This window comes from Sphingomonas kyeonggiensis, assembly GCF_014196745.1.
Taxonomy (GTDB): Bacteria; Pseudomonadota; Alphaproteobacteria; order Sphingomonadales; family Sphingomonadaceae; genus Sphingomonas; species Sphingomonas kyeonggiensis.
The window spans coordinates 1,626,060-1,648,915 of sequence record NZ_JACIEH010000001.1 but is presented as its reverse complement, the minus strand read 5'-3'; the positions used below and the strand labels follow the sequence as shown (position 1 = coordinate 1,648,915).

Sequence of the window (22,856 nt, the reverse complement as noted above, 5' to 3'; positions counted from 1 at the left end):
GAATTCGACGTGAAGAAAGATACCCACCCCGATTACCACATGATCAAGGTGCAGATGACCGACGGCACCGTGTACGAGACCCGCTCCACCTGGGGCAAGGAAGGCGACACGATGACCCTCGACATCGACCCGCTGGCGCACCCGGCCTGGACCGGTGGTTCGCAGCGTCTCCTCGATCAGGGTGGCCAGGTCGCGCGCTTCAACAAGCGCTTCGGCGGCCTCAACCTCGGCAAGAAGTAAAATTCTGGTGGGCTTTCGGCGCGTTGCCTCGTTAACGCGCCGTTAGCCAGCCGAGTCTAGCTTGTCTGGCATGGCAAGCGCAGCACGAGCATTCGCAGCGGAATTCGAACCGGCCGAGGAACTGGGCCGGCGGCGTTCCATGCGTGCGCCGGTTTCGCTCGATGCGAAGATCGGTCGTGGCGGCTTGGACCGCGCGCTCTGCAAGGTAGTGGACGTGTCGCTGCACGGCGCGCGAATCCAGACCTATTCCGAAGTCCGCGCCAATTCGATGATCTGGCTGGCACTGCCCAATGTGGGGCATGTCGCCGCCCGCGTGATCTGGTCGAACGATTTCGAGGCGGGCCTCGAGTTCCAGGCCGCACTTACTCCCGAAGCTTTCGAGACACTTACGGCATAACGATGGCACCATGCGCCGAAGTGAGGCGTGTGGCGATTGCGCATGTGTTCAAACTAAGACACTCTTCGCGAACTTCACCTGCTGGGGAAACTGGTGATGCTCAAGGGTCTGCTGCTTTGCGCGGCGGCATGTGCCGCGCCCACCACGGTCATGGCAGGCGATAAGGATCTGCCGATCGTCCCGAATCTCAAGGCGATGCTCGCCGCCGATGGCGCTGCGCGTGTCCCTGTGGCTCCGGGAAGGAAGGTCGCGACCGAGCGGCCGGCCACGTTCGTTCCGATCGCCTATCGCGGGCTGGAACGCGCCGATCTATCGACCGCCACCGTTTCGCATCCGCCCGTGCGACTGCAGTCCGGCGCCCCGGGCGCGGAGCTCAAGGCAGCGCCGAACTGGAACCTCACGGCAGTCGAGAACAGCGAGAACGCGACCAGCGCCCGCGGGGCCAGCTGGGCGGTGTACGATACGCTTTCCGACCATCGCAAGCCGCGTTTCCGCCGTTCGGCGCTGAGCACGATGCTCGTGCTGCGCATCGACGGGAAGGAAAGCACCTCGCCGGTCAGCGTTGGTGGGGGCGGTGTCGCCTCGGCCCTGTGGAAGGCGATGCCCGGGGACTGATCCCCTGGACCTTCCTTCATCCCAGCCAGTCGATCCAGTTGCCATAGGCATGGCAGGTCGCGAGCCTGCGCGTCTCGCCGCTCGGCCAGCAGGTCAGCGTCAGATGGACCTCGCTGCGCGTCGGCGTCCATTCGAAGCTGATCCAGGCCAGCGGACGCTCGGCAGTGGCGCGGGCACCGGCACCGTGGATGGCGCGCAGCACCGTTCCGCGATCCTCGCCGTTGAAATATTGCAGCACCATTGAGTGGAAGACGACGCGGCAGCGCCCTACCTCCTGCGGCTCGGCCAGGCGTGCGACGAGCCAGGAGGCGGCGTCGGACCGGTCGATCCGCGGCGGATGGCGCAGCGCCAGATCGAGCGCGCGCTCCAGCCGGCGGGCGCGGCCGGGCTGATCGGCCCAGACATAGGAGAGCAGTCGCTCGCGCGTCTCCGCATCGCCGGCGTCGAGCGGGTTGAGATCGACCCCGCGGGCGGCGGCGACCTCGATGGGAGCGGGAAGGGGCGCCGGCCCGGTCCATAGCGGCACGATGTGCACCGGCGAGTCCATGCAGCCGGCCAGCACTCCGCCCAGATCATAGCCATAGCGCGCCAGATTGAGGTTGAGCCCGCAGCTGGAGCCCAGCTCGAGCAGCTCGAAGGGCAGGCCGAACCTGCGGTGCGCGACCATCAGCGCGGCGCCGATCGCGGCGGCACGGCCGACTTCGTTGGTCTGGGGCGTATCCTGCATCCAGCGGGCGATGAAATCGTCCGAGGCGGCGAGGGCGGCGCCGATCGCGCCGTCATAATCGTCATGCTCGCGGGCATAGAGCGCGCGAAGTGCCGCGGGCTCGCCCCGGCGCGCCAGCGCGTGTAGCGCGGCATTGAAACGCATCGCCAGGGCCGAAGCGGAAGGGTCGCCCGGCCAGCCGGCGATGAATTCTGCGGTGCGCGGCGCGAGATAGAGCTGGCGATGGCCTGCCTCGAGCACCGACGCGACGAATGGCGAGCCGAGCCGCCGTGCGACCCGGGCCTGGCGGTGGAGCTCACCCGCGGCGGCAGGCACCATCATGTTCATTGTCGTTTTCCTTGCCGCCCCTCGGGGAGCGGAGACATTCAGGTACGGAAAAGCGCCAGTCCGGCGGCGTCATGCCGCCGGACTGGTTGCCTTCAGAAGGACTGCCAGTCGTCCAGTGCCGCGCCGTTGGTCGGGCGGACCAGCGCCGGGATCGCGGCGGCCGGCAGCGGCCTGGCCGCGATGTCGAACCCGCCACGCGCCGGCTTGCGGCCGCCGCCATGGCCGGCCTCGCCAACCTTGAAGCGACGGGCCTGCTCGGACAGCGTGGTCACTTCGCTGGCGAGGTGACGTGCCGCTGCCGAGGTTTCCTCGACCATCGCCGCATTCTGCTGGGTCGACTGGTCCATTGCGCCGATCGCGGTGCTGACCTCGCTGATCGCGGTGGCCTGGGCCTGGTTGTCGGTGGCCATCTCGCCGAGCAGCGAATGGACCTCGCCGACGCCGGTCGAGATGTCGGCAAGGGCGCCGTCGACCTTGCGCACTGCGTCCACGGCCGAGACGATGTCGGTCTGGGTCGCGGTCAGCTGGTCGCGGGCGCGGCCCGCTTCCTCTTCCGCCCGCATCGCCAGCGCCGAGACGAGATCGGCGACCACCGCGAAGCCGCGACCCGCCTCGCCGGCGCGGCCCGCTTCCACGGCCGCGTTCATGGCGAGAACGCGCGTCTGGAACGCGATCTTGTCCAGCCCCTCGATGACGCTGTCGATGCCCTTGGCGCTGTCCGCCACGCGGGTCATCGCCTGCATCGCCTCGTCGGCGGTCTCTCGACCGTTGGTGACCGTGGCGATCGTCTCGTCGGCACGCGAGACCGTGCGGTTGGCCGCATCGGCGGTCGCGCGCAGGCGGCCGTTCATCTGCGTCACCGCGGCAGCGGTCTCCTCGAGGCTGGCAGCGTTCGCTTCAGTGCGGCGCGCCAGGTCTTCGGAGGCCTGGGCGATCTCGTTCGAGCCGGTGTTGATCGACTGGGTCGATTCCATCACCGAGGCGATCAGCGCGCGCAGCTCGCCCACCGCGGCGTTGAAGTTGGTCTTCACCGCTTCATAGTCGCCCGGGAAGGCCTGGGTGATCTCGGCGGTGAGATTGCCGCCGGCGAGTTCGGAGAGATGCGCCGAGACGGTCTCGACGACCATCTTCTGCACAGCTTCGGCCTTGGCATTGGCGGCATCGGACGCCTGCTTGGCGACGGCCGCGTCGCGGAACACCAGCACCGCGCGGGCCATGTCGCCCAGCTCGTCGCCGCGATCCGTGTCCGGCACGGCGATGTCGTTCCGGCCGGCGGCGAGGTCCGCCATCGTCCGGGTAAGGCCCGACACCGGGGCGGCGATCAGGCGGGTGAGCATCACCGCGAGGGTGACGGCGATGCCGATCAGCGCGAGCGCGCCGAGGGCGAGGACCCACAGCGCGGTGCCGATGGCGGATTCCTGGCTGGCGCCGTTCTTCTCGATCAGCGCGGTCTGGGCGTCCTTGATCTCGCGCAGCGGGAGGACGGCGGCACTGGTCAGCACCGCCTTGCCGGCGGCACGCACCTCGGCCTCGGCCGCGTCGCGCTGGCCGGCCTTGACCTTTGCGATCAGGCGGTCGCTCCAGTCCTTGCGCCACTTGAGCGTTTCCTCGCGCGACTTGAGCAAGGCCGCCTCGAGCTTGGAATCCTTGAGCAGCTCCTGCAGCTCGGCCGAGGTCTTGTCATAGTCCTGGCGGCCCTCGTTGTACGACTTGAGATAGGTCTCGTCGCCGGTGACGAGGAAGCCGCGCATCTGGCTGTTCTGGCGCAGCAGCGCGGTCTCCAGGCCAAGCGTCTTGGCGTGGATCGACTGGCTGAGATTGTTCGCGTCGGTCGAGCCCCGAATCGACGAGATGCTGGAGTAGAACACCAGCATCACGATCGCGGCCGTCGCGCAGATCGTCAGGAAGGAGAGTCCCAGCTTCCTGGGTATCTTCATGGCCTTGAGCATATTTCTAGCCTTTCGAAGTGGCGGTTCCCGCGACCGCAGATGCCGCCACCCGCAAAGGGGGCCTTCGGTTGTCGATCAGGCCCGGGCCGCGCCCCCTCGCGCAGCCCGGGCCCCTTGCCCGATCAGAAGTCGAAGCGGACCGCCGCCGAGATGGTACGGCCGTTGAGCACATGGGCCCGGGCCACGCCCACCGCCGGGATCACCGCGTCGTCGATCGCGGTGATCGCGATGACGTCGAAGAGGTTGGCGGCATTGACCGACAGGGTGACGCGGTCGAGCGGACGGAACTGCACGAACGCGTTGGTCGTCGTGTAGCCCGGCACCTTCAGCGTGTTCGCGGCGGTGGCCCAGCTGCCGGTCGTCCCGATGACCACGGCGCCGACGCTGAACTTGTCGGTCGTGATCTGCGGGGTGACCTGGTAGATCAGCTTCGCCTGGTGCTGCGGCGTGTTGCCGCTGTTCGCCGGGGTGAACACGTCGTTGGTGATCTCGGCGTCGGTATAGGTCGCGCCCGCGGTCAGGCTGAAGATGCCCCAGCGGTAGCTGCCCTCGAACTCGGCGCCGATCGCCTTGTAGTCACGCAGCAGCGGCAGGCCGGTGGTCGAGTCGAGGTTGCTGTCCTCGGCCTTGGCCCAGAAGCCGGTGAGGTTCAGCGTCAGGCTGTCGTTGCGGTACTTCACGCCCGCCTCGGCCTGGTGAACGACGTCGACCGCATTGTCCTTGTCGACCATCTTGCCGGTGTTCGGGTTGACCAGCGGGCTGAACTGGATGCGATCGCCATTGGCGCGGCCGCCGCGGCTGTAGCGTGCGAACACGGCGAGCGGCTCGGCGATGCGCCAGTTGATGCCGGCCGAATAGCTCAGATAGCCATAGGTGTAATCGACCACGCCCGGGGTGGCCGGAGTGATTGCCACGGCCATTTCCGGCACCGAGATCACGCCGTCGCCATTGACGTCGCGCGGGGCGACGCCGACGCGGCCACCGCCCAGGTCGGCGCCGAACACGGTGCCTTCGGCCTTGCCGAAGTCATAGCGGATCGAGCCGCCGATCGCGACGCCGCCGATCTTCAGGTTGACCGAGGCGAAGGGCGCGTTGGTGGTGTAGCCGAGCTTGTAGCCGCGGCGGAACTGGCCCGGGGTCGGCGCGCCGTAGCGCAGCGTGCCGTCCTGGGTGACCTTGACGCCGCCGGCGGTGGCGACGTCGAGCAGCTGGGCATCGCCATTGTCCGAGATGCCGCTGAGCACGGTCGCCCAGTTCCAGTCCGAGTCGATGTTCTGGTGCGAGCTGTAGAGGCCGACCGTGGTGGTCAGGTCATGGCCGCCGAGCTTCCACACCTTGCTGGCGCGGATGTCGTTGGTGACGTTGCTCAGGTCGTTCAGGTCGGTGTCGGCGAGCATCATCAGTGCGCCGAGGCCGTTGCCGTTGAGCGTGCTCGGGCTGGCGATCACCGTGCCGGTGTTCGGGCCGCTGGCATAGCGCAGCGTGCCGCCCGGGGCGCCGAACGCCGCCGGCATCGCCGCCGCGGGCACGAACTGGGTGTAGTAGATGCCCATGTAATGGTTGGACATGCTCGAGTAGCGGAACTTCTCGGTCACGTCCCAGCCGGCGATGTCGAACTTCGCCTCGAGGCCCACCGACTTCTGGATCGGGTGCTGGCCGGCGGTGACGTCGTCGCGGACCGGCTGGTTGTTGCCGTTCAGGGTCAGCTGGGTCTGGTAGAACTTCGAGAACAGCGAGTCGTGGCGCACGTCATAGCCCGCGATGTTCTTGTACTTCGGATCGGCGTTGGTGCCGCTCACCGCGATCGGGGTGATGTCGTAGGCCGGCGTGCGGTCGTCGAGATACTTGGCGTAGAAGCGGATATAGCCGCCGTCGAACTCCTTGGTGACGTTCAGCTTGATCTGGCCGCCGCGAGTCGAGGTGAAGCCGGTCGCGCGCGGGCCTTCGCCGTCGCGGTAGAAGCCGCCGACATGGAAGCGCAGCGTCGGGGTGATCTTCGCGCCATAGTCGAAGTCGATGCGGCGCATGCCATAGTCGAGGCCGGCCGAGAGCTGCACGGCGCCGCCTTCGGTGTCGCCGGTCTTCGAGATGAAGTTGACGATGCCGCCGGGCGAGTTCGACGCGAAGGTCGAGGCCGAGCCGCCGCGGATCGCTTCCACCGCGGCCAGGTTCAGGTCGGCGCGCAGGAAGGTGTCGGCGGTCGCGAAGGCGATGTCGCCGAACTCGAGCACGGGCAGGCCGTCTTCCTGCAGCTGCAGGAACTTGGCGCCGGTCGAGGCGATCGGCAGGCCGCGGATGGTGATGTTGGCGCTGCCCTCACCGGTCGATGCTTCCGAGCGGATGCCGGGGATGTCGCGCAGGATCTCGGAGATCGAGCGTGCGCCGATCTTCTCGATCTCGCTGGCGCGCAGCGCGCTGGTCGAGGTGGCGCTGTCCAGGCGGTCGCGGCCCTTGGCGACGCCGGTCGAGAAGACTTCCTCGGTCTTCTTGGCGGCCGGGGCGTTCTGCGTCTCGCCTTCGGGCTTGGCGTCCTTGCCGGCCACGACCGGTGCGGTCGGCGTGGTCTCCGACGCCAGGGCCGGCGTGATCAGCGCGAACGGGGCGACGGTGATCAACAGGAAATGCTTCTTCATGCTATGCTTACCCACCTTGAAAATGGTGACCCGCAAGGGTCTTGTTTCCCTGGAATTCTCGTATGTTCTGGTGCTCCGCGCCGGGCGAAGCTGAAGCTGGTTACGGAGGGGCCTTGCCGGGGCGATGCGGACGCGCCGGGCACGCGGGGGCTGTCCCGTGCGACCGAGGTCATACGGGTGGGCCGTGCTGCAATGCCGGATGTGCGTTCGCGCGGCGCTGTCCCCCAACAGCACCTCGCTTCGACAGGGCGGAACGGCCAGATGCGCCGTTGCTGCCTGACTTACGGTCTTTCGCTGCCCGTGCCGGACAGTCGCGCCTGGACTTGCTCCTTCCCCCTCATGCGGCCGGAGGGCCACGCGAGTAATATAGCCGGGCGTTTCCCGTGCGTGTCGAAACTACGCAAAATATATATTCTGCGCAGATTCTGTATATCGCTGAGAACTAACGGCTTCTCGCGGGAAGGTGCTCTGCGCTGTTGCGGATGGCGCATCAGCTGTTGCGCATTGGACACATGTCGTGCCTGCCCGCGGATTGCGGCTAGAAGTGTCCCTGGCGCTTATTGCGGTGGCGTGGTTTGGCCGCGCTGGCCGACCAGATTCAGCACTATTTGCGCATATTCATTGTCCGGATCGAGCCCCCTGGCCTGGTCGGCTGCCTTGGTGGCGCCGGCAAGGTCACCCAGGCCGACAAGGGCAACTCCCTTGGCCGCGATCAGGTTCGCGCGCTCGGTGCCGGCCAGGTCCCTGTCGGTCGCGAGGAAACGGTCGATGAACGGGCCCATCTCCCCATAGGCGGAGAGGCTCAACAGGGTCGCGACATATTCCTTGGTCAGGTCATGCTGGTTGGGTGCGATCGCCAGGCCCTTGGCATAGCTGGCCTTGGCACCGGCGAAGTCCTGCACCTCATACTGGATCCAGCCGACCGCATAGGCGAGTTCGGCATAATGGAGGTTGGTCAGCACGAAATTGGCGGTGGCGGGGAAGCCGTCGATCGCCTGGCCGGCCTTCTTCGCCGCATCATAGGCGCGATACTGGTGCTCGTCATAGACGCGCACGTCGCTGCCGCAGCGCTCGGCGGCCGGCATGGTGGCGGGGAGAGCGGCGAAGCGGGCCTGCAGGGCAGGCAGCATTGCGGTGAAGCCGGCCCTGTCCTGGGCCTTTATCAGCGCGAAGGCCTTCTCGGTGTCGGGTTGGATCGCGGCGGCCTGGGCAGCGCGTTCCTCGCACGGCCCGGCGATCGCGGCGATGGGCGCGATCAAGGCGATGGCGGCGATTCCTGAGATCCAGTCTCTGCACATTGCCGTACCCCCTTGGGAGATATGGCGGAAAGGGTGGGATTCGAACCCACGGTACGCTTCCGCGCACGGCGGTTTTCAAGACCGCTGCCTTAAACCACTCGGCCACCTTTCCGTTGGGGCCTCCGCTATCCGGATTATCGACGATCCGCTACTATTTGTTGACGAAACCGGACGTCGGGGGGTTCTGCATCCGGTCTCCCTGTGGCACAAAAAGCCCATGCGGGGATCGAGTAGAGTGATGCGTAGCCTGTTGGCGCTTGGCGTGGCGGTGATCGCGGCGGCGCCTGTGGCTGCCCCTGCGATCGCGCAGGACGAGAGTGGTTTCCAGACCTATCTGGGCGAATTGTCGCGGCAGGCGGCGGCGCAGGGCGTGAGCCGGCGGACGATCGATACGGTCATCCCCACGCTCACCTATAACGCGCGGGTGGTGCAGCTCGACCGGCAGCAGCCCGAGACCGCGCCCAACGCCCCGATCTCGAATTTCGAGCCCTATCGCGTCAAGCATGTCGATGCCGCCCGGATCGGGCAGGGCAGGGCGGCCTATCAGCGCCAGCGCCCGCGGTTGCAGCGGATCGAGGCCGAGACCGGCGTGCCGGAATCTATCATGGTCGCGATCTGGGGGCACGAGACCAATTACGGCAAGGTGATGGGCGGGTTCGACCTGCCCCGCGCGCTCGCCAGCCTCGCCTATGAGGGGCGCCGGCGCGACCTGTTCGCCAGCGAGTTCATCGCCACGCTCAAGATGATCGACCGCGGCGTGCCGCGCGAGAAGCTGGTCGGCAGCTGGGCCGGCGCGTTCGGCGGGCCGCAGTTCCTGCCTTCGGTCTATCTCCGCCTCGCCCGCGACGGGGATGGTGACGGCATGGCCGATATCTGGACGAGCGAGGCGGACACGCTGACCTCGATCGCCAATTATTTCGTCAATGCCGGCTGGCGGAAGGGCCAGCCCTGGGGCTTCGCGGTCACCGTGCCCGCGAACCTCGACCGTGGCGCGATCGTCAACAAGACCGTCGCCCCGCGCTGCCCCCGCGTGTTCGACCGGCACAGCCGCTGGAAGACCATGGCGGAGTGGCGGGCGCTCGGAATCGTGCCGCAGACCCGCGCCTGGCCGGGCGACAATGTCCAGGCCACGCTGCTCGAGCCCGATGGCCCGGGCAGGACCGGCTACCTGCTCACCGGCAATTATCGCGTGATCCTCGATTATAATTGCTCGAATTTTTACGCTTTGTCGGTAGGCCTGCTCGCCGATGAGGTCGAACGCTAACATCTTCGCGCTCTCGCTCCTCGCTGCCATGGGCGGCGGGGCGTCGAGCCATGCCCATGCCGCACAGCACATGGGCTCTGTCGGGGCACAGGCCTATGGGGCGCAACAGTCTCAGCCGGACCCGCAATCCACCGAGACCTGGCGTGCCGCCGACGGCACGATCCGGTCCCGCCCCGCCCGGGTGCAGCCGGCCCCTGAGCCGGTCGCCCCGTCCCCCGAGCCTCAGCCCGAACCGCAGCCGCTATGGGCCGATCCCGCGCCCGTGCAGCAGTCGAGCGCGCCCGGCGCCTCCTACGCCGTGCCGGGCAGCGCGCCCGCACCGAAGAAGAGGGGCAAGGCCCCGCCACCGGCCCAGCCGCAATGGCAGCCCCAGCCGCAACAGACCGCGCCCTCGTTTCCCCAGGACTATAGCGACCCTACGGCCGGCGTGGCCGGGCCGAGCGGCTCGTCGCAGCCGGCTCCCGGCGAGACCCCGCGCTATGACGAGATCGGCTATGCCGGCGTCCGCCCGGTGAGCGGCTCGGCGGACCAGGCGATCGTCGCGGTCCACCGCTCGCTGCCGGCGAACAGCTATGTCGAGGTCACTTCGCTCGATACCGGCAAGACGATCCTGGTGCTGGTCACCGGCTCGGATCCCGGGGCCGACCATCCGATCGACCTGTCGGCCGGCGCCGCGCGCCAGCTCGGTGCCCAGGGCGACTCGATCGCCGTACGCATCCGCACCGTGAACCCGCCCTCGATGGACAAGGCCGCGCTCCAGGCCGGCCGGCCGGCCGGAGACCGTGCCGACGCGCCGCAGGTGCTGCTCACCGCGCTGCGCAAGCGCCTGCCGAACCAGCCTGGCTATGCCGCCGCGCCGCCGCGCGTCACGACGCCGGCCTATACCCCGCCGCGCACCGCCGCGCCGCGCCCGGCCCCCGTCCGCACGCCGCCGCCGGCTCCGCGTCCGGCGGCACGCGCAGTCGCACAGGGCAAATATCTGGTGCAGGTCGCCGCACTTTCTAACGCCGGGCGCGCACAAGCGCTTGCCCAAAGCCTAGGCGGGTTCGTAAAGCCGGGTGGCGGGCTCTATCGTGTCCAGCTCGGTCCCTTCGCCACGGCGGGCGAGGCCGAAGCGGCACGACGGCGCGCCGCGGGCGCGGGCTATGGAGATGCACGCGTCCAAGCCAACTGAAAGGCCGGACGAATCACATGAAGAAGTTGCTGCTCGCCGCATCGTTCCTGGCGCTCGCCGCCGCCCAGTCCACGAATGCCGCAGGCCCGCCGCCTTTCGATACGGTAGCGCCGGTCGCGTACATGGAGGACCTGTCCTCGGGCGCGGTGCTCTACGCCAAGGATGCCGACCGGCGCATGCCGCCGGCATCGATGGCCAAGATGATGACCGTCTATGTGGCGTTCGATCTGATCAAGAAGGGCGAGCTCAAGCTCGACAAGCAGATCGAAGTGCAGCCCGAGACCTGGAAGAAGTGGCACAGTCAGGGTTCGACCATGTTCCTGGCGGTGGGCGAGAAGCCGACCGTCTCCGATCTGCTGAAGGGCATCGTCACCCTGTCGGGCAACGACGCCTGCGTCGTCCTTGCCGAGGGCATTTCGGGCACCGAGGAAGCGTTCGTCCAGCGGATGAACGAGCAAGCCAAGCGCCTGGGTCTTTCCAACAGCCATTTCGGCACGTCGAACGGCTGGCCTGACGAAGGCCGCACCTATGTGACCGCGCGTGACCTGGCGCATCTCGCCGCCGCGACGATCAAGGACCATCCGGACCTCTACAAGCAGTATTATTCGCTGCCGAGTTTCACCTGGGGCAAGACGCTGGGCGCCGGCGCCGACATCAGCCAGGCGAACCGCGATCCGCTGCTCGGCCGCGTGCAGGGCGCTGACGGTCTCAAGACCGGCCATACCGACGAGGCCGGCTATGGCTTCACCGGCTCGGCCGAGCAGGGCGGCCGCCGCCTCGTCATGGTCGTCGCCGGGCTCACCACTTACAACGGCCGCGCCGATGAATCGGTGAAGTTCATGAACTGGGGCTTCCGCGCCTGGCAGGCCCGCCCGATCGTGAAGAAGGGCCGCAAGGTGGGTGAGGTCCAGGTTCAGGGTGGCACGACGGGCAGCGTCGGCGTGATCGCGCCGAACGACCTCAACGCCACCGTACCCGCCGGCACCGCGCCCGAGATGCAGGGCCGCATCGTCTATAACGGTCCGGTCCAGGCCGGCTTCAAGGCGGGCGACCATATCGCCGACCTCGTCATCGACTCGCCGGGCCTGCCTTCGCAGACCGTGCCGCTGGTTGCCGAGAAGGACGTGGCCGAGGCGGGATTCTTCGGCCGCGCCTGGCGCGGCTTCTGGTCGCTGTTCGGCTATTGATCACTCCCTCTCCCGTTGGGAGAGGCGTGGCCGGTCGGCCATGCCCCCGGCATGGCCTGAACAGCGCGGGGCGCTGTTTACCGGCCACGGGCCCCGCTCGGCGTAGCCGAGTGGGAAGGGTGAGGGCAGACCTCATTCTTCGGCCCTTACCCTTCCGGCGCTTCGCGCCTCCCTCCCTCTCCCAATGGGAGAGGGATTGGTGCTGATCGGCAACGAACCGGCCCATGAGGCACTCGCCGCCGCGATGCGGAACGGCAATCTCCACCATGCCTGGCTGATCGCCGGGCCCGAAGGTGTGGGGAAGGGCATGTTCGCGCGTCAGGCGGCGCTGCGCATGCTGTCCGAGGCGGCTGGGCGTGATCACCTCGCCCCCGGCTGGGACGTTCCCGCCGAAAGCCAGACCGTCCATCTGGTCGAGGCGGGCGCGCACCCCGACTATCGCGAGCTGGTCCGCCTGCCCAAGGATCCGGACAAGCCTGACGAGGCGCTGGCCCGCTCGATCACCATCGCGCAGGTCCGCTCGCTCCAGGCGCTGTTCGCCACCAAGCCGAGCTTCTCGCCGCGCCGCGTGATCGTCATCGATGCGATCGACGATCTCGAGCGCGGCGGCGCCAACGCGCTGCTCAAGAACCTCGAGGAGCCGCCGGCAGGGACGATCTTCCTGCTGGTGAGCCACGCGCCGGGCCGGCTGCTGCCGACGATCCGCTCGCGTTGCCGGCTGCTGCGCTTCGAGGCGCTGAGCGACGGTGACGTGACGGAGGTCCTGCACGCGCAACTGCCCGACGCCAGCGGGAGCGAGATCGCCGCGCTGGTCAAGGCGGGCGAGGGCTCGCCGGGGCGGGCGCTGAGCTTTGCCGGGCTCGATATCGCCACGATCGAGGCGGAGATGGCAGTGCTGGCCGATACCGGCGACCCCTCCAACATGGTCCGGGCGCGCCTGGCCAAGCTGCTCGGCACCAAGGCCGCGCAGCCGCGCTACGAGGCGTTCCTCGAACGCGCGCCGAGCTTCATCGCCGAGCGGGCCAGGACGATGTCGGGCGACGGGCTGCGCACCGCGCTCGATGCCTATGCCGCGGCGCGCGAACTGGCCGGGGCGGCGGTGGGCCTGTCGCTCGATGCCTCGGCGACGGTGTTCGAGATGAGCGGTATCCTCGCGCGGCTGGGACGCGCTTAACGCGGTCTTAGCCATCCGCGGTTATTCCGGCCCCGAAACAGGGGATATCTTTCATGACCGCGATAACCGGCATTACCGGCACTGGCGCCAGCTCGGCTACACAGGCTGCTGCGACCAACGGCGCCAGCGACCTGAACTTCGACGCGATCCTGGAGGCCTTCAAGAAGGCCGCCAGCGAAACGCCCGAGCAACGCGCCCGCGACGCAGTGCTCAAGAAGCACAATCTCTCCGAGGACGATTACAAGAAGTTGCCGCCCAAGGAGAAGGAAGCGATCGACAAGGAGATCACCGAGGCGGTGCGCAAGGTCCATGAGCGCAAGACCGGCGTGGCAATGCCGGACTCGCCGCTGCCGACCGAGAAGCTGTTCGGCTGATCGCCAGCCTCAAATCGTCATCCCGGTAACCCCGGACCTGATCCGGGGGTGCCGGGTGACGGTTATGGCTAAGGTTACCCACCACCCCAGCCCAGAAGCTCGTCGGGATCGGGCGTGTCCTCCATGAAGAGCGGTTTGCTCGGCTTCTTGCTCTTCTTCTCGATGATCCGGTCATAGGCGGCATCGCCCTTGCCGCTTTTGTTGAGCTTCATCTCGCGGGTGATGTAGTCGCCGGTCAGCAGGTTCCAGCTGATCTCCAAACCGTCATGCGCATAGGTGCGGCTGTAGAGCGTCGCATCCAGCCCGATCAGCCGCATGCGGGGCTTGCGGCCCGGAACCAGGCGATAGCGATAGACGGTGTTCACGGCCGTGGTGCCGCCGACCAGGTCGGTGATCTTCAGCACGCCCTTGGCGATGCTCACATCGGCGGCGCCGAGCGGATAGCTGTCGAGCTTGAGCAGTCCGACCGGGGCCAGGTCGATATCGAACTCGCCCTTGGTGAGCAGCATCGCCTTCACGGTGCGGGTTTCCTCGCCGCGCCCGATCAGCACAGTGTCGGCCTCACCATCTCCGTTCAGGTCGCCATCGGTGCGGCTTTCGACTTCTTCGCCCTTTTCGAGCCAGGCCTTGATGGAGTCGTCGCTGATCGGTGAGGCGTGCTGCGCTATCGCCGGGCTGGCGATCAGCAATGCCGCGATTGCCCAGATCCGCATGGGTTGGTCTCCCCCAAATCGTCATCCCGGCGAAAGCAGGGATCTCGTGCCATGGCGCGTCTCCGCCGCCTGCCATCTCGGCTTTCGTCGGGATGACGGAAGGTAACATGCCTTCACTGTCGTGCATATTGCCACGCAGGCGTTGCCGCTGTGGCGCCCAGCCTCTAGATGCGCCGAATGGCCGACCCCTTCTACATCACCACCGCGATCCACTATCCCAATGGCCGCCCGCATATCGGGCACGCCTATGAGATGATCGCCGCCGACGCGATCGCCCGCTTCCAGCGCCAGCAGGGCCGCGACGTCTTCTTCCAGACCGGCACCGACGAGCATGGCCTCAAGATGGTCAAGACGGCGCGCGACCGCGACATGACCGCGCGCGAGCTGGCGGACGAGATGTCGAGCTATTTCAGTGAAATGGCTGATAAACTTGATATCTCGTGCGATCGCTTCATCCGCACGTCGGAGGCCGATCACTACAAGGCCAGCCAGGCGATCTGGCAGGCGATGGCCGATGCCGGCGACCTGTATCTCGATCGCTACGAGGGCTGGTATTCGGTGCGCGACGAAGCCTTTTACGAAGAGAAGGAGCTGGTCGAAGGCGAGGGGGGCGAGAAGCTCTCCCCCCAGGGTACCCCGGTCGAATGGACCGCCGAGGAGACCTGGTTCTTCAAGCTCTCCAAGTACGAAAAACCGCTGCTCGATTTCTACGCGGCGAACCCGGACTTCATCCGTCCGGAATCGCGCCGCAACGAGATCCTGCGTTTCGTCGAGGGCGGGCTCGCCGACCTCTCGGTCTCGCGCACCAGCTTCGACTGGGGCGTGCCGGTGCCGGGTTCGCCCGGCCACGTGATGTATGTCTGGGTCGATGCGCTGACCAACTACCTGACCGGCGCGGGCTATCCCGACGACCAGGAGCGGCTGGCGCGCTACTGGCCGGCGGATATCCATCTGATCGGCAAGGACATCGTCCGCTTCCACACCGTCTATTGGCCGGCCTTCCTGATGTCGGCGAAGATTGCGCTGCCGAAGCAGGTCTTCGGCCACGGCTTCCTGCTCAATCGTGGGGAGAAGATGTCCAAGTCGGTCGGCAACGTCGTCGATCCGATGGCGCTGGCCGATTATTACGGCGTCGACGCGCTGCGCTATTTCCTGCTGCGCGACGTGAGCTTCGGCAATGATGGGACGTTCAGCGACGAGGCGATTGTCACCCGGGCGAATGCAGATCTGTCGAACAGCTTCGGCAACCTCGCCCAGCGCACGCTCGCCTTCATCGCCAAGAATTGCGAAGGCAAGGTCGAGACCGGCCGGGTCGAGGACGCCGACGGCGTGCTCATCGCCGAGGTAGAGAACGCCTGTGGCGGGTTCATCCGCGCGTTCGAGGACCTGTCGCTCAGCCAGGGCGTCGAGCTGTGGATGGCCGGCGTGTTCGCCTGCAACGCCTATATCGATGCCCAGGCGCCCTGGGGTCTGCGCAAGACCGATCCCGAGCGGATGCATGCCGTGCTGAACACGCTGCTTCGCGCGATCCGGCGTCTTGCCGTCACCATTGCGCCGGTGGTGCCGGGTTCGGCCGAGAAGCTGCTCGCCCAGCTCGGGCCGCAGGGCGATGCGGACTTCCGTATCGCGCCGCCGACCCCCATCTTCCCCCGGCTGGAGCTCAAGGAAGAAGCGTGAACCTCGCCGACAGTCATTGCCACCTGATCTACAAGGGCCTGGGCGAGCAGCAGCCCGAGGTGCTGGCGCGTGCCCGCGAGGCCGGCGTGGTCGCGATGCTCAACATCTCGACGCGCGAGCGCGAATGGGACGAGGTTATCGCGGTCGCCGAGCGCGAGCCCGATGTCTGGGCTTCGGTCGGCATCCATCCGCACGAGGCGGACGAGCATCCCGATATCGGGGCGGCAAAGCTGATCGAGAAGGCGCGACACCCGCGCGTCGTCGGGATCGGCGAGACCGGGCTCGATTATTATTACGATCATAGCGACCGCGACCGCCAGCGGGCGAGCTTCCGCGCGCACATCGCCGCATGCCGCGAGACGCAGCTGCCGCTGATCGTCCATACCCGCGATGCCGAGGCGGATACCGCCGAGATCCTGCGCGACGAGATGGGGAAGGGGGCCTTCCCCGGCGTGATCCACTGCTTCACCGCGAGCCGGGAGTTCTCGGAGATCGCGCTGGAGCTGGGCTTCTACATCTCGATCTCGGGCATCGTGACCTTCAAGAATGCCAAGGACCTGCAGGACACCGCGGCACAGCTGCCGCTGGATCGCCTGCTGATCGAGACCGACGCGCCCTTCCTCGCGCCGGTGCCGCATCGGGGCAAGACGGGCGAGCCGGCGTTCGTGGCGGATACCTGCCGCTTCCTGGCCCAGCTGCGCGGCGAGGACCCCGACGCGCTCGCCGAGGCGACCCGGGCGAACTTCCACAAGCTGTTCGCCAAGACTCTGGCATGAAGCTGCGGATCCTCGGCTCCGGGACTTCCTCCGGCGTGCCGCGGATCGGGAATGACTGGGGCACCTGCGATCCCGCCGAGCCCCGGAACCGCCGTACCCGCGCCTCGGCGCTGGTCTGGACGGACACCACGCGCATCCTGATCGACACCAGCCCGGATTTCCGGGAACAGGCGCTGGCGGCGGGCATCACCGACGTCGACGCGGTGATCTGGACGCATGACCATGCCGATCACTGCCACGGCATCGACGACCTCCGGCAGATCATGCACGCGCGGGCAGGGGAGCCGGTGCGCGGCCTGGCCCGGCCTTTCACCCTCGAGCAGCTCGACCGGCGCTTCGGCTATGTCTTCAAGGGCAGCAAGCTCTATCGGCCGACCGTGGCGATCGAGCCGCTGCCCGATGCAATCATGATCGGCGATATCCATATCCGTGTCGTGGATCAGCCGCACGGGGGGATAACCTCCGCGGGGCTGCGCTTCGAAAACAACGCAAAATCCATAGCTTATGCTATAGATTTCAATGAGATGGCGCAGAATATGCGTAACTTGTATCAGGATTTGGATCTCTGGGTGGTCGATTGCCTGCGGCGCACCCCGCATCCCACCCACGCGCATCTCGACGCGGTGCTAGGCTGGGTACGGGATCTCGCGCCGCGGCGTGCGCTGCTCGCGCATATGGACAATTCGATGGACTATGCGACCCTCATCGCCACGCTGCCCGCCGGAGTCGAGCCGGGTTATGACGGCATGGAGGTCGCGCTGTGAGCGATGATCGCATCATTCAGCTGCTGCTGTTGCTCGGCGCGCTGATGCTCGCGTTCCGGGCCCTGTCGGCACACCGCGTCACGCTGCGTGGTCTCGTCCAGATTCTCCTGCTCTGGGGCATTGTCGGCGTGACGATGGTCATCGTGATGTACCACCGCCAGGAACTGGGCGGGCTGCTGGCGCGCGCGTCCGAGAAGCTCGGCTATGAGCAGCAGGTCGTCCAGGGCGACACGGTGCGCATCAAGATGAGCCCGGACGGGCATTTCTGGGCCCGCGTGCAGATCAACGGCGTCGAGCGACGCATGCTGGTCGATAGCGGCGCGACGGTCACGGCCATCTCGCGCGACACCGCCGAGGCGGCCAACGTCAAGCCGACCCTGGCGCCGCCGGTGCTGATCGAGACGGCCAATGGCACGGTCCAGGCCCAGCAGGCGCGGGCGGACGATCTGGATATCGGGCCGCTATCGACGCACGACCTGCCGCTGGTGGTGAGCGACAGCTTTGGCGACCTCGACGTGCTGGGGATGAATTTCCTATCGCGACTCAAGTCGTGGCGCGTCGAGGATCGCACGCTCATCCTCGAGCCGAGCAAGGGGAGCGAGGCGAGGGTGATGATCCCGCGTTCGCGCGACGAGAATGGAAGCGATTGAGGCTCAGTCGTCCAGTACAACGTTGTCAGCGTGGCGCGGCTCGAATCCCCGCGCGCGGCGCTCATACTCATGCGCCATGCCCATATGCGCCCGGAAGCTCGCCATGCCCTTCGCCCGCATTGCGGCACCACGTGCTTCATCGGCACGTTGCGCGTAATATTTGCTCTCCGTCATGGCAGTTCCCGTAATCATCGGTGGTTGAGGTAAGCGGTCCGCCTGATCCCGGCACTCCGTAAAACCGCGTAGTCAGGGATGGACCGAGTGCTTTGCGAGCCAGAATCCTGGGGATAACGAAACCAATATCGAAGCATCAGCCTGCGCGTCAGCGCGCGCAGTACGTTTGAGCCTGACGCCCACAGACAGGGCCGCATTGCCGCTGGCAGATCGCCGGAAAGGAATAGCGATCCCGCCTAGAAGGCGAGGCTGAGCACCATTCTTGCCGTTCTTCCGAACTCGGGTCTGGCAAAGAAATAGCGCGAGCCCGTCCCCCCCGTATCGAAAGCTCCCAAGCGCGGATTCCCTTCGGTCAGCCCCAACGTATTCGTCAGGTTGGTGATATGGAGGGCAAGCGTAGAATGTCCGGTGAGCTTCGCATTCGCGTTGACGTTGATCAGCGAGAAGGCCGGCAGACGCTGGGTGTTGGCGATATCCGCAAAGCGCTCCGAGTGATGCACCAGCTCCATGTCCAGGCGCAACCGGCCGGCAAATAGCTTGAGGCTTGGGGTGGCGCTGAGCGAGAGGCGCGGGACCCGGATCAGCCGATTGCCGGTCGCGTCGCGAGAGACAGGTTGTCCGCTGACCAGCTCGGTGTAGCTGAAGTTGCGGTAGCGCGGATCCTGCAGCGTTGCCTGCATGTCCAGGGCCAAGGGCCCGGCAAGCTCGACATGACCGGCCAGTTCCAGCCCAAGCGTTGCGGTATCGGCGATCGAGGTGCGGTTGAGATAGGCGTTGGTTTGCGGATCGAAGCGATAATCGGTGAAGGGCAGGCGCTTGAACCGGGTGCGGAAGGCCACGGCCGAGAGATTCCAGCTTCGATGGTGCAGGATCAGGCCGGCTTCGGCCATGACGATCGGGACGATGGCTTCGTCGGTCCGGTTGGGGGTGCTGGTGAATTCGGTGGCGCTGGGCAGGCGGGCGATGCGGGTCAAGCGCGCAAAGAGGCCGGCGTGGCGCGAGGGCGTGAAGTTGACGCCGGCCGTGCCGCTCCATCCCGAAAAACGGCGACGAATGGGCGTGAACGTGCCGGTGCCGGTGAGGACGGCATTGTCGGCCAGCGTCGCGCTGTCGCCCAGATCGATTGGTGCTGCGGGCTCCATACGACCGCCGATGCCGACATGCTCCCAGCGCATGCCGAGATCGACCCGCCAGTGCGGGGCGATCTTCCATTCGTCCGCCAGATAGAAGGCGAGGTTGGACGAACGCAGCACCGCATTGTCAAACAGCGAGCCATAGCGGGTGAAGCCATTGTCGGTCAGCGCGCCGATCTGGTTGCCGTTGCCGTCCAGTGCGATCACGTCCAGCCGCCGGGCCTGGCCGCGGATATCGAGCAGCACCGTGCCCATCGCCCGATCGAAATCGAGCCGGGCGTCGTCATGAGTGGCGCCCGCTGCGAATTCGTGATGGCCCCAGCGATCGAAGCTGTGGGTCAGGCGCGCGTCGATCACGAACTCGCGCATCGGCATCGCGACCGAAAGCAGATTGGCGCTGGCGACCAGGCCGTTGCCGTTGCTTGCCGGCTGGAAAGCTTCGCCGCCATCGGCATAGCGTATTCGCACCACGGCCAGGGCGGGATAGGCAGCTGCCAGCTGGCTGCGGACGCTGGCGAGATAGTCGTCGCCGCCCATCGGCCGGCCGACCGGGAACAGGCCGTTGCGCAGCGTGCTGCCAGTGCGGAGCCTGGCCTTCACTTCCAGCGCGGTAGCGGCATCGAAGGCGTATCTTCCGGACAGGGTGTAGAAGGTGATCCGGCTGCGCGTGCCCTGCGACAGGTCGAACAGGCGAGGGCCGCTGGGGGTCTCGAACGCGACCGCGACATTGTCCGGGCCGGCGAGCGTGTTGCGCAGCGGATCGAAGCCGGGAATGCCGCGCACCGTGCCGCGATCGTCGAGGCGCAGGGGGACGGGCAGATAGAGGACCACGCGGTCGTCGAGCCGTTTGACATTGAACGACAGGCGAGCACGGCCATCGTCATAGTCGATGCCGGCGCGGATCTGGCCGCCGCGATCGCCGGTATAGCCCGGATCGCGCAGGCCGTCGGCCCGGCGATAAAGGCCGCCCAGCGACACGCCGAGCTCCGGCGTGAGCCGTATCCCGGCGAAGCCGTCGATCCGCGCATAGCCGAAGCTGCCGCTGGTGGCCGACAGCGTGTAGCCCGGGTCTGCAAGCCCGGTGCGGGTAACGAAGTTGATACTGCCGCCCGGCGCATTGGGGGTGAAGATCGCGGACGGGCCGCCGCGTACCGCCTCGACGCGTGCCACCGTGGCGTCGAGGCGGTGGATCTGATCGGTGTTCAGATAGCCGAGACCCCCATCATATTGGATCGGCAGGCCGTCTTCCAGCAATGCGACCGACGAATAGCCGTCGGTGGGGATGCCGCGCGAGCGGACATTGTTGCTTGCCTCGCCGCCGGTCGATTCGACCCAGAAGCCTGGAATCTGCTTGAACAGATCGGCAGTGGAAAGCGGACCGCGCCGGGCGAGCGCATCGGCATCGATCCGGGTGACCGCATAGCTGAGCTCGGTATCGGCAAGCGGCGTGCTGGCGGCGCGGCCGGTTACCACGATCTCCTCCGCGACCGGGGCCTCGGGCGCAGCCGGCGGCGCTGCAGGCTTGCGCTGGGCGGGCGGCCTGGGGGCGGGAGCCGGCTTGGCTTTGCGGACCGGTGCTGCACGCAGGGTGACGGTGCGCTCGCCGAACCGCGCGACTTCCAGGCCGCTGCCATGCAGCAGCCGGTCCAGCGCCGCGCGCACCGGCATCTCGCCGCGCAGCGCGGCACTGCGGCGGGCGGCGGCGACGGGATAGGGATAGAGCAGCTGGACGTTCGCCTGCCGCGCGAAGCTGTCGAGCGCGGTCGCCAGGTTCTGGGCCGGGATGTCGAAACGGGCCGCGCGCTGGGCCGCTGCCGGAAGTGCCCACAGCATTGCGACGCCGCCCATCGAGGCGATGGCGGGGTGGGCGATGCGCAGGATGGCAGAGGCCCGGATCGGACGCATGGCGTCCCCATGCCGCCGCTGCGCGACAGCTTCATGTCAGGATCGGATCAGCGCTTTCGGCGGAACAGCAGGATGCGATTCCCGTCGCGCCGGGAGTCGATGTCGAACCCGTCGCGCAGGGACTGCAGGAAGCTGTCGGGATCGTCGATCAGGAATTCGCCGCCCAGTTGCGTGCGCGCCAGATCGGCCTGGGCCAGCACGATCTTCTCCGGCAGATAGCGGTTGAACTCGCCGATCGCGCGGTCGAGCGTCATGCCGCTGAACAGGATCCGGCCATTCTGCCAGGCGGTGGCGGCATGTAACGCTTCCGGTCCCAGCGCTCCGATGCGGGCAATGCCGCCCTGCACGGTCAGCACGTTGCCGGCGGAGAGCGGGCCGACGCGGGTGACGCCGTTTCCTTCCATCGCGAGCAACTGGCCGCCCTGATCGGACAAGCGCATATCGAAGCGGCCGTTGCCGAGCATGGCCTCGATCGGATCGCTGTAGATGCGCAGCGGCTTGTCCGCAGGCTGGATGCGAAGGGCGACCTCGCCGCGTTCCACCCAGAATTCGCGGGTCTCGGCGAAGCGCCATGCCACACGTGTATCAGTGTTGAGCGTGGCGTGGCTGCCATCGGGCAGGCGGAGCGTGCGCCGCTCGCCGACCGCGGTCGCGGCCATGGCGCGCTTCGGCCATGCCAGGAACGCACCGGCGCCGCCGACGCCCAGCGCCGCGACAACGGCGCTGGCGGCAAAAGCCCGGCGCGACCAGCGTTGCGGGACGGGTTCGGGCTCCGGCTCTGGTTGTACGGTTTCTTCGAGCAGCACGGGCAGGCGCGGATCGGCGGTGCGGCGCCAGGTGGCGGCAGCTTGGGCAAAGGCGGAAGCATGGCGCGGGTCCGCGTCGCGCCAGGTATGGAATGCCTGTTCGTCGGCAGTACCGCAGTCGAGCGCCACCAGCCAGGCGATGGCCTGGTCCCTCAGTTCCGTTCCTGCCGTTCCCCGCACTCCCATCGAACCGCTTGCTCCGTCCTCGCCTCTGTTTCCCCCGGCGGGGTGCGCTTGTGCATCAATAGGCGAAGCGCCTTGATCAGATGTGTCTCCACCGTGGAGACGGAAATATTCATTCTTTCCGCTACTTGGGCAGGCGGCAAGCCCTCAATTCTTCGCAGGACCATCGCCTCGCGCATGCGCGGCGGCATTTCCTGCAGCATCTTCACGACATGGTTCAACTCCGAACGGTCCATGGCGACGATATCGGGCGTGGGCTCCTGATCGGCGATCTCGAGCGAATGGAGCATCGCGCCATGATCGAGCCGCACCACGTCCGCGCGGCGGAAACGCTCTATCGCCAGGTTGCGGACGATGCGCAGCGTGAAGGCGTGGGGATGGGCGATGCCCGCCCAGTTCTCCAGCGCGAACAGGCGCGCATAGGCTTCCTGGACCAGCTCCTCCGCCTCTTCCGGGTTGCGGACCAGACGCAGGGCATAGCGGCGGGTCTGCTGATCATGGGCAAAGACATGATCGGCAAACCAGGTATCGATGTCGCGCAGCCAGGCCATGTTCCTCGCCCCATCGGATTGATCGAACCCCGCGCGGGCTAGGCGCGGCATGTGACAGAGGATTGACAATCGGCCCGCTACGACCGGCGGAATTTTTTTCGCGTTGCGATAGCGGAAAGCGGCGTGCCGCCCGTCTGCCCGGCGAAGCACAACCGAAAGCCTCTC

Annotated in this window: 21 protein-coding genes and 1 tRNA gene; 12 read left to right on the top strand and 10 right to left on the bottom strand. The window is 67.1% G+C overall.

What is annotated here, in order from left to right; translation table 11 throughout:
* Nucleotides 1-9 precede the first annotated feature (9 nt).
* From rpmE to GGR46_RS07860, 3 genes are all read left to right on the top strand, one after another.
* The gene (rpmE, locus tag GGR46_RS07870; protein WP_086130097.1) at nt 10-240 is read left to right on the top strand and encodes a 50S ribosomal protein L31; all 231 of its coding nucleotides are present in this window, start codon (nt 10-12) and stop codon (nt 238-240) included.
* A 139-nt stretch (nt 241-379) separates the two neighbouring features.
* Nucleotides 380-637, top strand: a complete 258-nt coding sequence (locus GGR46_RS07865; protein WP_246425922.1) for a PilZ domain-containing protein — start codon at nt 380-382, stop codon at nt 635-637.
* Between the two features lie 96 nt (nt 638-733).
* Nucleotides 734-1,252 carry a hypothetical protein gene (locus GGR46_RS07860; RefSeq protein ID WP_183996152.1) on the top strand — a complete coding sequence of 173 codons (519 nt, stop codon included), beginning with the start codon at nt 734-736 and terminating at the stop codon, nt 1,250-1,252.
* Between the two features lie 16 nt (nt 1,253-1,268).
* Here the strand turns inward: GGR46_RS07860 and GGR46_RS07855 are convergent, their stop codons facing one another.
* From GGR46_RS07855 to GGR46_RS07835, 5 genes are all read right to left on the bottom strand, one after another.
* Nucleotides 1,269-2,306, bottom strand: coding sequence for a DUF2332 domain-containing protein (locus tag GGR46_RS07855; RefSeq protein WP_183996149.1), 1,038 nt, complete (start codon nt 2,304-2,306; stop codon nt 1,269-1,271).
* Nucleotides 2,307-2,398: 92 nt separating this feature from the next.
* Nucleotides 2,399-4,255, bottom strand: coding sequence for a methyl-accepting chemotaxis protein (locus GGR46_RS07850; RefSeq protein WP_183996147.1), 1,857 nt, complete (start codon nt 4,253-4,255; stop codon nt 2,399-2,401).
* Nucleotides 4,256-4,377: 122 nt separating this feature from the next.
* Nucleotides 4,378-6,888, bottom strand: a complete 2,511-nt coding sequence (locus GGR46_RS07845) for a TonB-dependent receptor domain-containing protein (RefSeq protein WP_183996145.1) — start codon at nt 6,886-6,888, stop codon at nt 4,378-4,380.
* A gap of 557 nt (nt 6,889-7,445) precedes the next feature.
* Nucleotides 7,446-8,147: a tetratricopeptide repeat protein gene (locus GGR46_RS07840; protein ID WP_183996143.1), complete on the bottom strand. Its 702-nt coding sequence runs from the start codon at nt 8,145-8,147 to the stop codon at nt 7,446-7,448.
* A 61-nt stretch (nt 8,148-8,208) separates the two neighbouring features.
* Nucleotides 8,209-8,298, bottom strand: a tRNA-Ser gene (locus GGR46_RS07835).
* 126 nt (nt 8,299-8,424) lie between these two features.
* Here GGR46_RS07835 and GGR46_RS07830 point away from each other — a divergent pair.
* From GGR46_RS07830 to GGR46_RS07810, 5 genes are all read left to right on the top strand, one after another.
* Nucleotides 8,425-9,450, top strand: coding sequence for a lytic murein transglycosylase (locus tag GGR46_RS07830; protein ID WP_183996141.1), 1,026 nt, complete (start codon nt 8,425-8,427; stop codon nt 9,448-9,450).
* Nucleotides 9,434-10,624: an SPOR domain-containing protein gene (locus tag GGR46_RS07825; protein WP_183996140.1), complete on the top strand. Its 1,191-nt coding sequence runs from the start codon at nt 9,434-9,436 to the stop codon at nt 10,622-10,624. The genes GGR46_RS07830 and GGR46_RS07825 overlap by 17 nt, the downstream gene beginning before the upstream one ends.
* Before the next feature lie 17 nt (nt 10,625-10,641).
* Nucleotides 10,642-11,811 carry a D-alanyl-D-alanine carboxypeptidase family protein gene (locus GGR46_RS07820; RefSeq protein WP_183996138.1) on the top strand — a complete coding sequence of 390 codons (1,170 nt, stop codon included), beginning with the start codon at nt 10,642-10,644 and terminating at the stop codon, nt 11,809-11,811.
* 184 nt (nt 11,812-11,995) lie between these two features.
* Complete coding sequence (locus tag GGR46_RS07815) at nt 11,996-12,985, top strand: AAA family ATPase (protein ID WP_183996136.1); 990 nt, start codon at nt 11,996-11,998, stop codon at nt 12,983-12,985.
* A 53-nt stretch (nt 12,986-13,038) separates the two neighbouring features.
* Nucleotides 13,039-13,359 (top strand): hypothetical protein, encoded by a 321-nt coding sequence (locus GGR46_RS07810; RefSeq protein WP_183996134.1) that lies wholly within the window; start codon nt 13,039-13,041, stop codon nt 13,357-13,359.
* A gap of 74 nt (nt 13,360-13,433) precedes the next feature.
* Here GGR46_RS07810 and GGR46_RS07805 read toward each other — a convergent pair whose 3' ends face one another.
* Nucleotides 13,434-14,072, bottom strand: a complete 639-nt coding sequence (locus GGR46_RS07805) for a hypothetical protein (protein ID WP_183996132.1) — start codon at nt 14,070-14,072, stop codon at nt 13,434-13,436.
* Between the two features lie 177 nt (nt 14,073-14,249).
* Here GGR46_RS07805 and metG point away from each other — a divergent pair, with 177 nt between their 5' ends.
* From metG to GGR46_RS07785, 4 genes are read left to right on the top strand one after another with little or no spacing between them, the layout of a single operon-like run.
* Entirely contained in the window at nt 14,250-15,749 is a 1,500-nt protein-coding gene (metG, locus tag GGR46_RS07800; protein WP_183996130.1) for a methionine--tRNA ligase, read from the top strand.
* Nucleotides 15,746-16,525: a TatD family hydrolase gene (locus GGR46_RS07795; protein WP_183996128.1), complete on the top strand. Its 780-nt coding sequence runs from the start codon at nt 15,746-15,748 to the stop codon at nt 16,523-16,525. The genes metG and GGR46_RS07795 overlap by 4 nt, the downstream gene beginning before the upstream one ends.
* A complete protein-coding gene (locus tag GGR46_RS07790) occupies nt 16,522-17,289 on the top strand; it encodes an MBL fold metallo-hydrolase (protein ID WP_183996126.1) in 768 nt (255 codons plus the stop codon). Before GGR46_RS07795 ends, GGR46_RS07790 begins: the two co-directional genes overlap by 4 nt.
* Nucleotides 17,286-17,939: a retropepsin-like aspartic protease family protein gene (locus GGR46_RS07785; protein WP_343058074.1), complete on the top strand. Its 654-nt coding sequence runs from the start codon at nt 17,286-17,288 to the stop codon at nt 17,937-17,939. Before GGR46_RS07790 ends, GGR46_RS07785 begins: the two co-directional genes overlap by 4 nt.
* A gap of 3 nt (nt 17,940-17,942) precedes the next feature.
* Here the strand turns inward: GGR46_RS07785 and GGR46_RS07780 are convergent, their stop codons facing one another.
* From GGR46_RS07780 to GGR46_RS07765, 4 genes are all read right to left on the bottom strand, one after another.
* Nucleotides 17,943-18,113, bottom strand: a complete 171-nt coding sequence (locus GGR46_RS07780) for a hypothetical protein (protein WP_183996124.1) — start codon at nt 18,111-18,113, stop codon at nt 17,943-17,945.
* Nucleotides 18,114-18,349: 236 nt separating this feature from the next.
* Nucleotides 18,350-21,151, bottom strand: coding sequence for a TonB-dependent receptor (locus tag GGR46_RS07775; RefSeq protein ID WP_183996122.1), 2,802 nt, complete (start codon nt 21,149-21,151; stop codon nt 18,350-18,352).
* A 47-nt stretch (nt 21,152-21,198) separates the two neighbouring features.
* Nucleotides 21,199-22,143 carry a FecR family protein gene (locus GGR46_RS07770; RefSeq protein WP_183996120.1) on the bottom strand — a complete coding sequence of 315 codons (945 nt, stop codon included), beginning with the start codon at nt 22,141-22,143 and terminating at the stop codon, nt 21,199-21,201.
* Nucleotides 22,110-22,691: an RNA polymerase sigma factor gene (locus GGR46_RS07765; RefSeq protein WP_183996118.1), complete on the bottom strand. Its 582-nt coding sequence runs from the start codon at nt 22,689-22,691 to the stop codon at nt 22,110-22,112. Before GGR46_RS07765 ends, GGR46_RS07770 begins: the two co-directional genes overlap by 34 nt.
* Between the last annotated feature and the right edge of the window lie 165 nt (nt 22,692-22,856).

Bases quoted from the DNA above. Each gene is read 5' to 3' on its own strand.
- GGR46_RS07845 (WP_183996145.1), bottom strand. From the start codon at position 6,888: ATGAAGAAGCATTTCCTGTTGATCACCGTCGCCCCGTTCGCGCTGATC.
- GGR46_RS07830 (WP_183996141.1), top strand. From the start codon at position 8,425: ATGCGTAGCCTGTTGGCGCTTGGCGTGGCGGTGATCGCGGCGGCGCCT.
- GGR46_RS07765 (WP_183996118.1), bottom strand. From the start codon at position 22,691: ATGGCCTGGCTGCGCGACATCGATACCTGGTTTGCCGATCATGTCTTT.
- GGR46_RS07850 (WP_183996147.1), bottom strand. From the start codon at position 4,255: ATGCTCAAGGCCATGAAGATACCCAGGAAGCTGGGACTCTCCTTCCTG.
- GGR46_RS07860 (WP_183996152.1), top strand. From the start codon at position 734: ATGCTCAAGGGTCTGCTGCTTTGCGCGGCGGCATGTGCCGCGCCCACC.
- GGR46_RS07810 (WP_183996134.1), top strand. From the start codon at position 13,039: ATGACCGCGATAACCGGCATTACCGGCACTGGCGCCAGCTCGGCTACA.
- GGR46_RS07825 (WP_183996140.1), top strand. From the start codon at position 9,434: ATGAGGTCGAACGCTAACATCTTCGCGCTCTCGCTCCTCGCTGCCATG.
- GGR46_RS07805 (WP_183996132.1), bottom strand. From the start codon at position 14,072: ATGCGGATCTGGGCAATCGCGGCATTGCTGATCGCCAGCCCGGCGATA.
- GGR46_RS07775 (WP_183996122.1), bottom strand. From the start codon at position 21,151: ATGCGTCCGATCCGGGCCTCTGCCATCCTGCGCATCGCCCACCCCGCC.
- GGR46_RS07815 (WP_183996136.1), top strand. From the start codon at position 11,996: ATGGGAGAGGGATTGGTGCTGATCGGCAACGAACCGGCCCATGAGGCA.
- GGR46_RS07790 (WP_183996126.1), top strand. From the start codon at position 16,522: ATGAAGCTGCGGATCCTCGGCTCCGGGACTTCCTCCGGCGTGCCGCGG.
- GGR46_RS07780 (WP_183996124.1), bottom strand. From the start codon at position 18,113: ATGACGGAGAGCAAATATTACGCGCAACGTGCCGATGAAGCACGTGGT.
- metG (WP_183996130.1), top strand. From the start codon at position 14,250: ATGGCCGACCCCTTCTACATCACCACCGCGATCCACTATCCCAATGGC.
- GGR46_RS07865 (WP_246425922.1), top strand. From the start codon at position 380: ATGCGTGCGCCGGTTTCGCTCGATGCGAAGATCGGTCGTGGCGGCTTG.
- GGR46_RS07855 (WP_183996149.1), bottom strand. From the start codon at position 2,306: ATGAACATGATGGTGCCTGCCGCCGCGGGTGAGCTCCACCGCCAGGCC.
- GGR46_RS07820 (WP_183996138.1), top strand. From the start codon at position 10,642: ATGAAGAAGTTGCTGCTCGCCGCATCGTTCCTGGCGCTCGCCGCCGCC.
- GGR46_RS07770 (WP_183996120.1), bottom strand. From the start codon at position 22,143: ATGGGAGTGCGGGGAACGGCAGGAACGGAACTGAGGGACCAGGCCATC.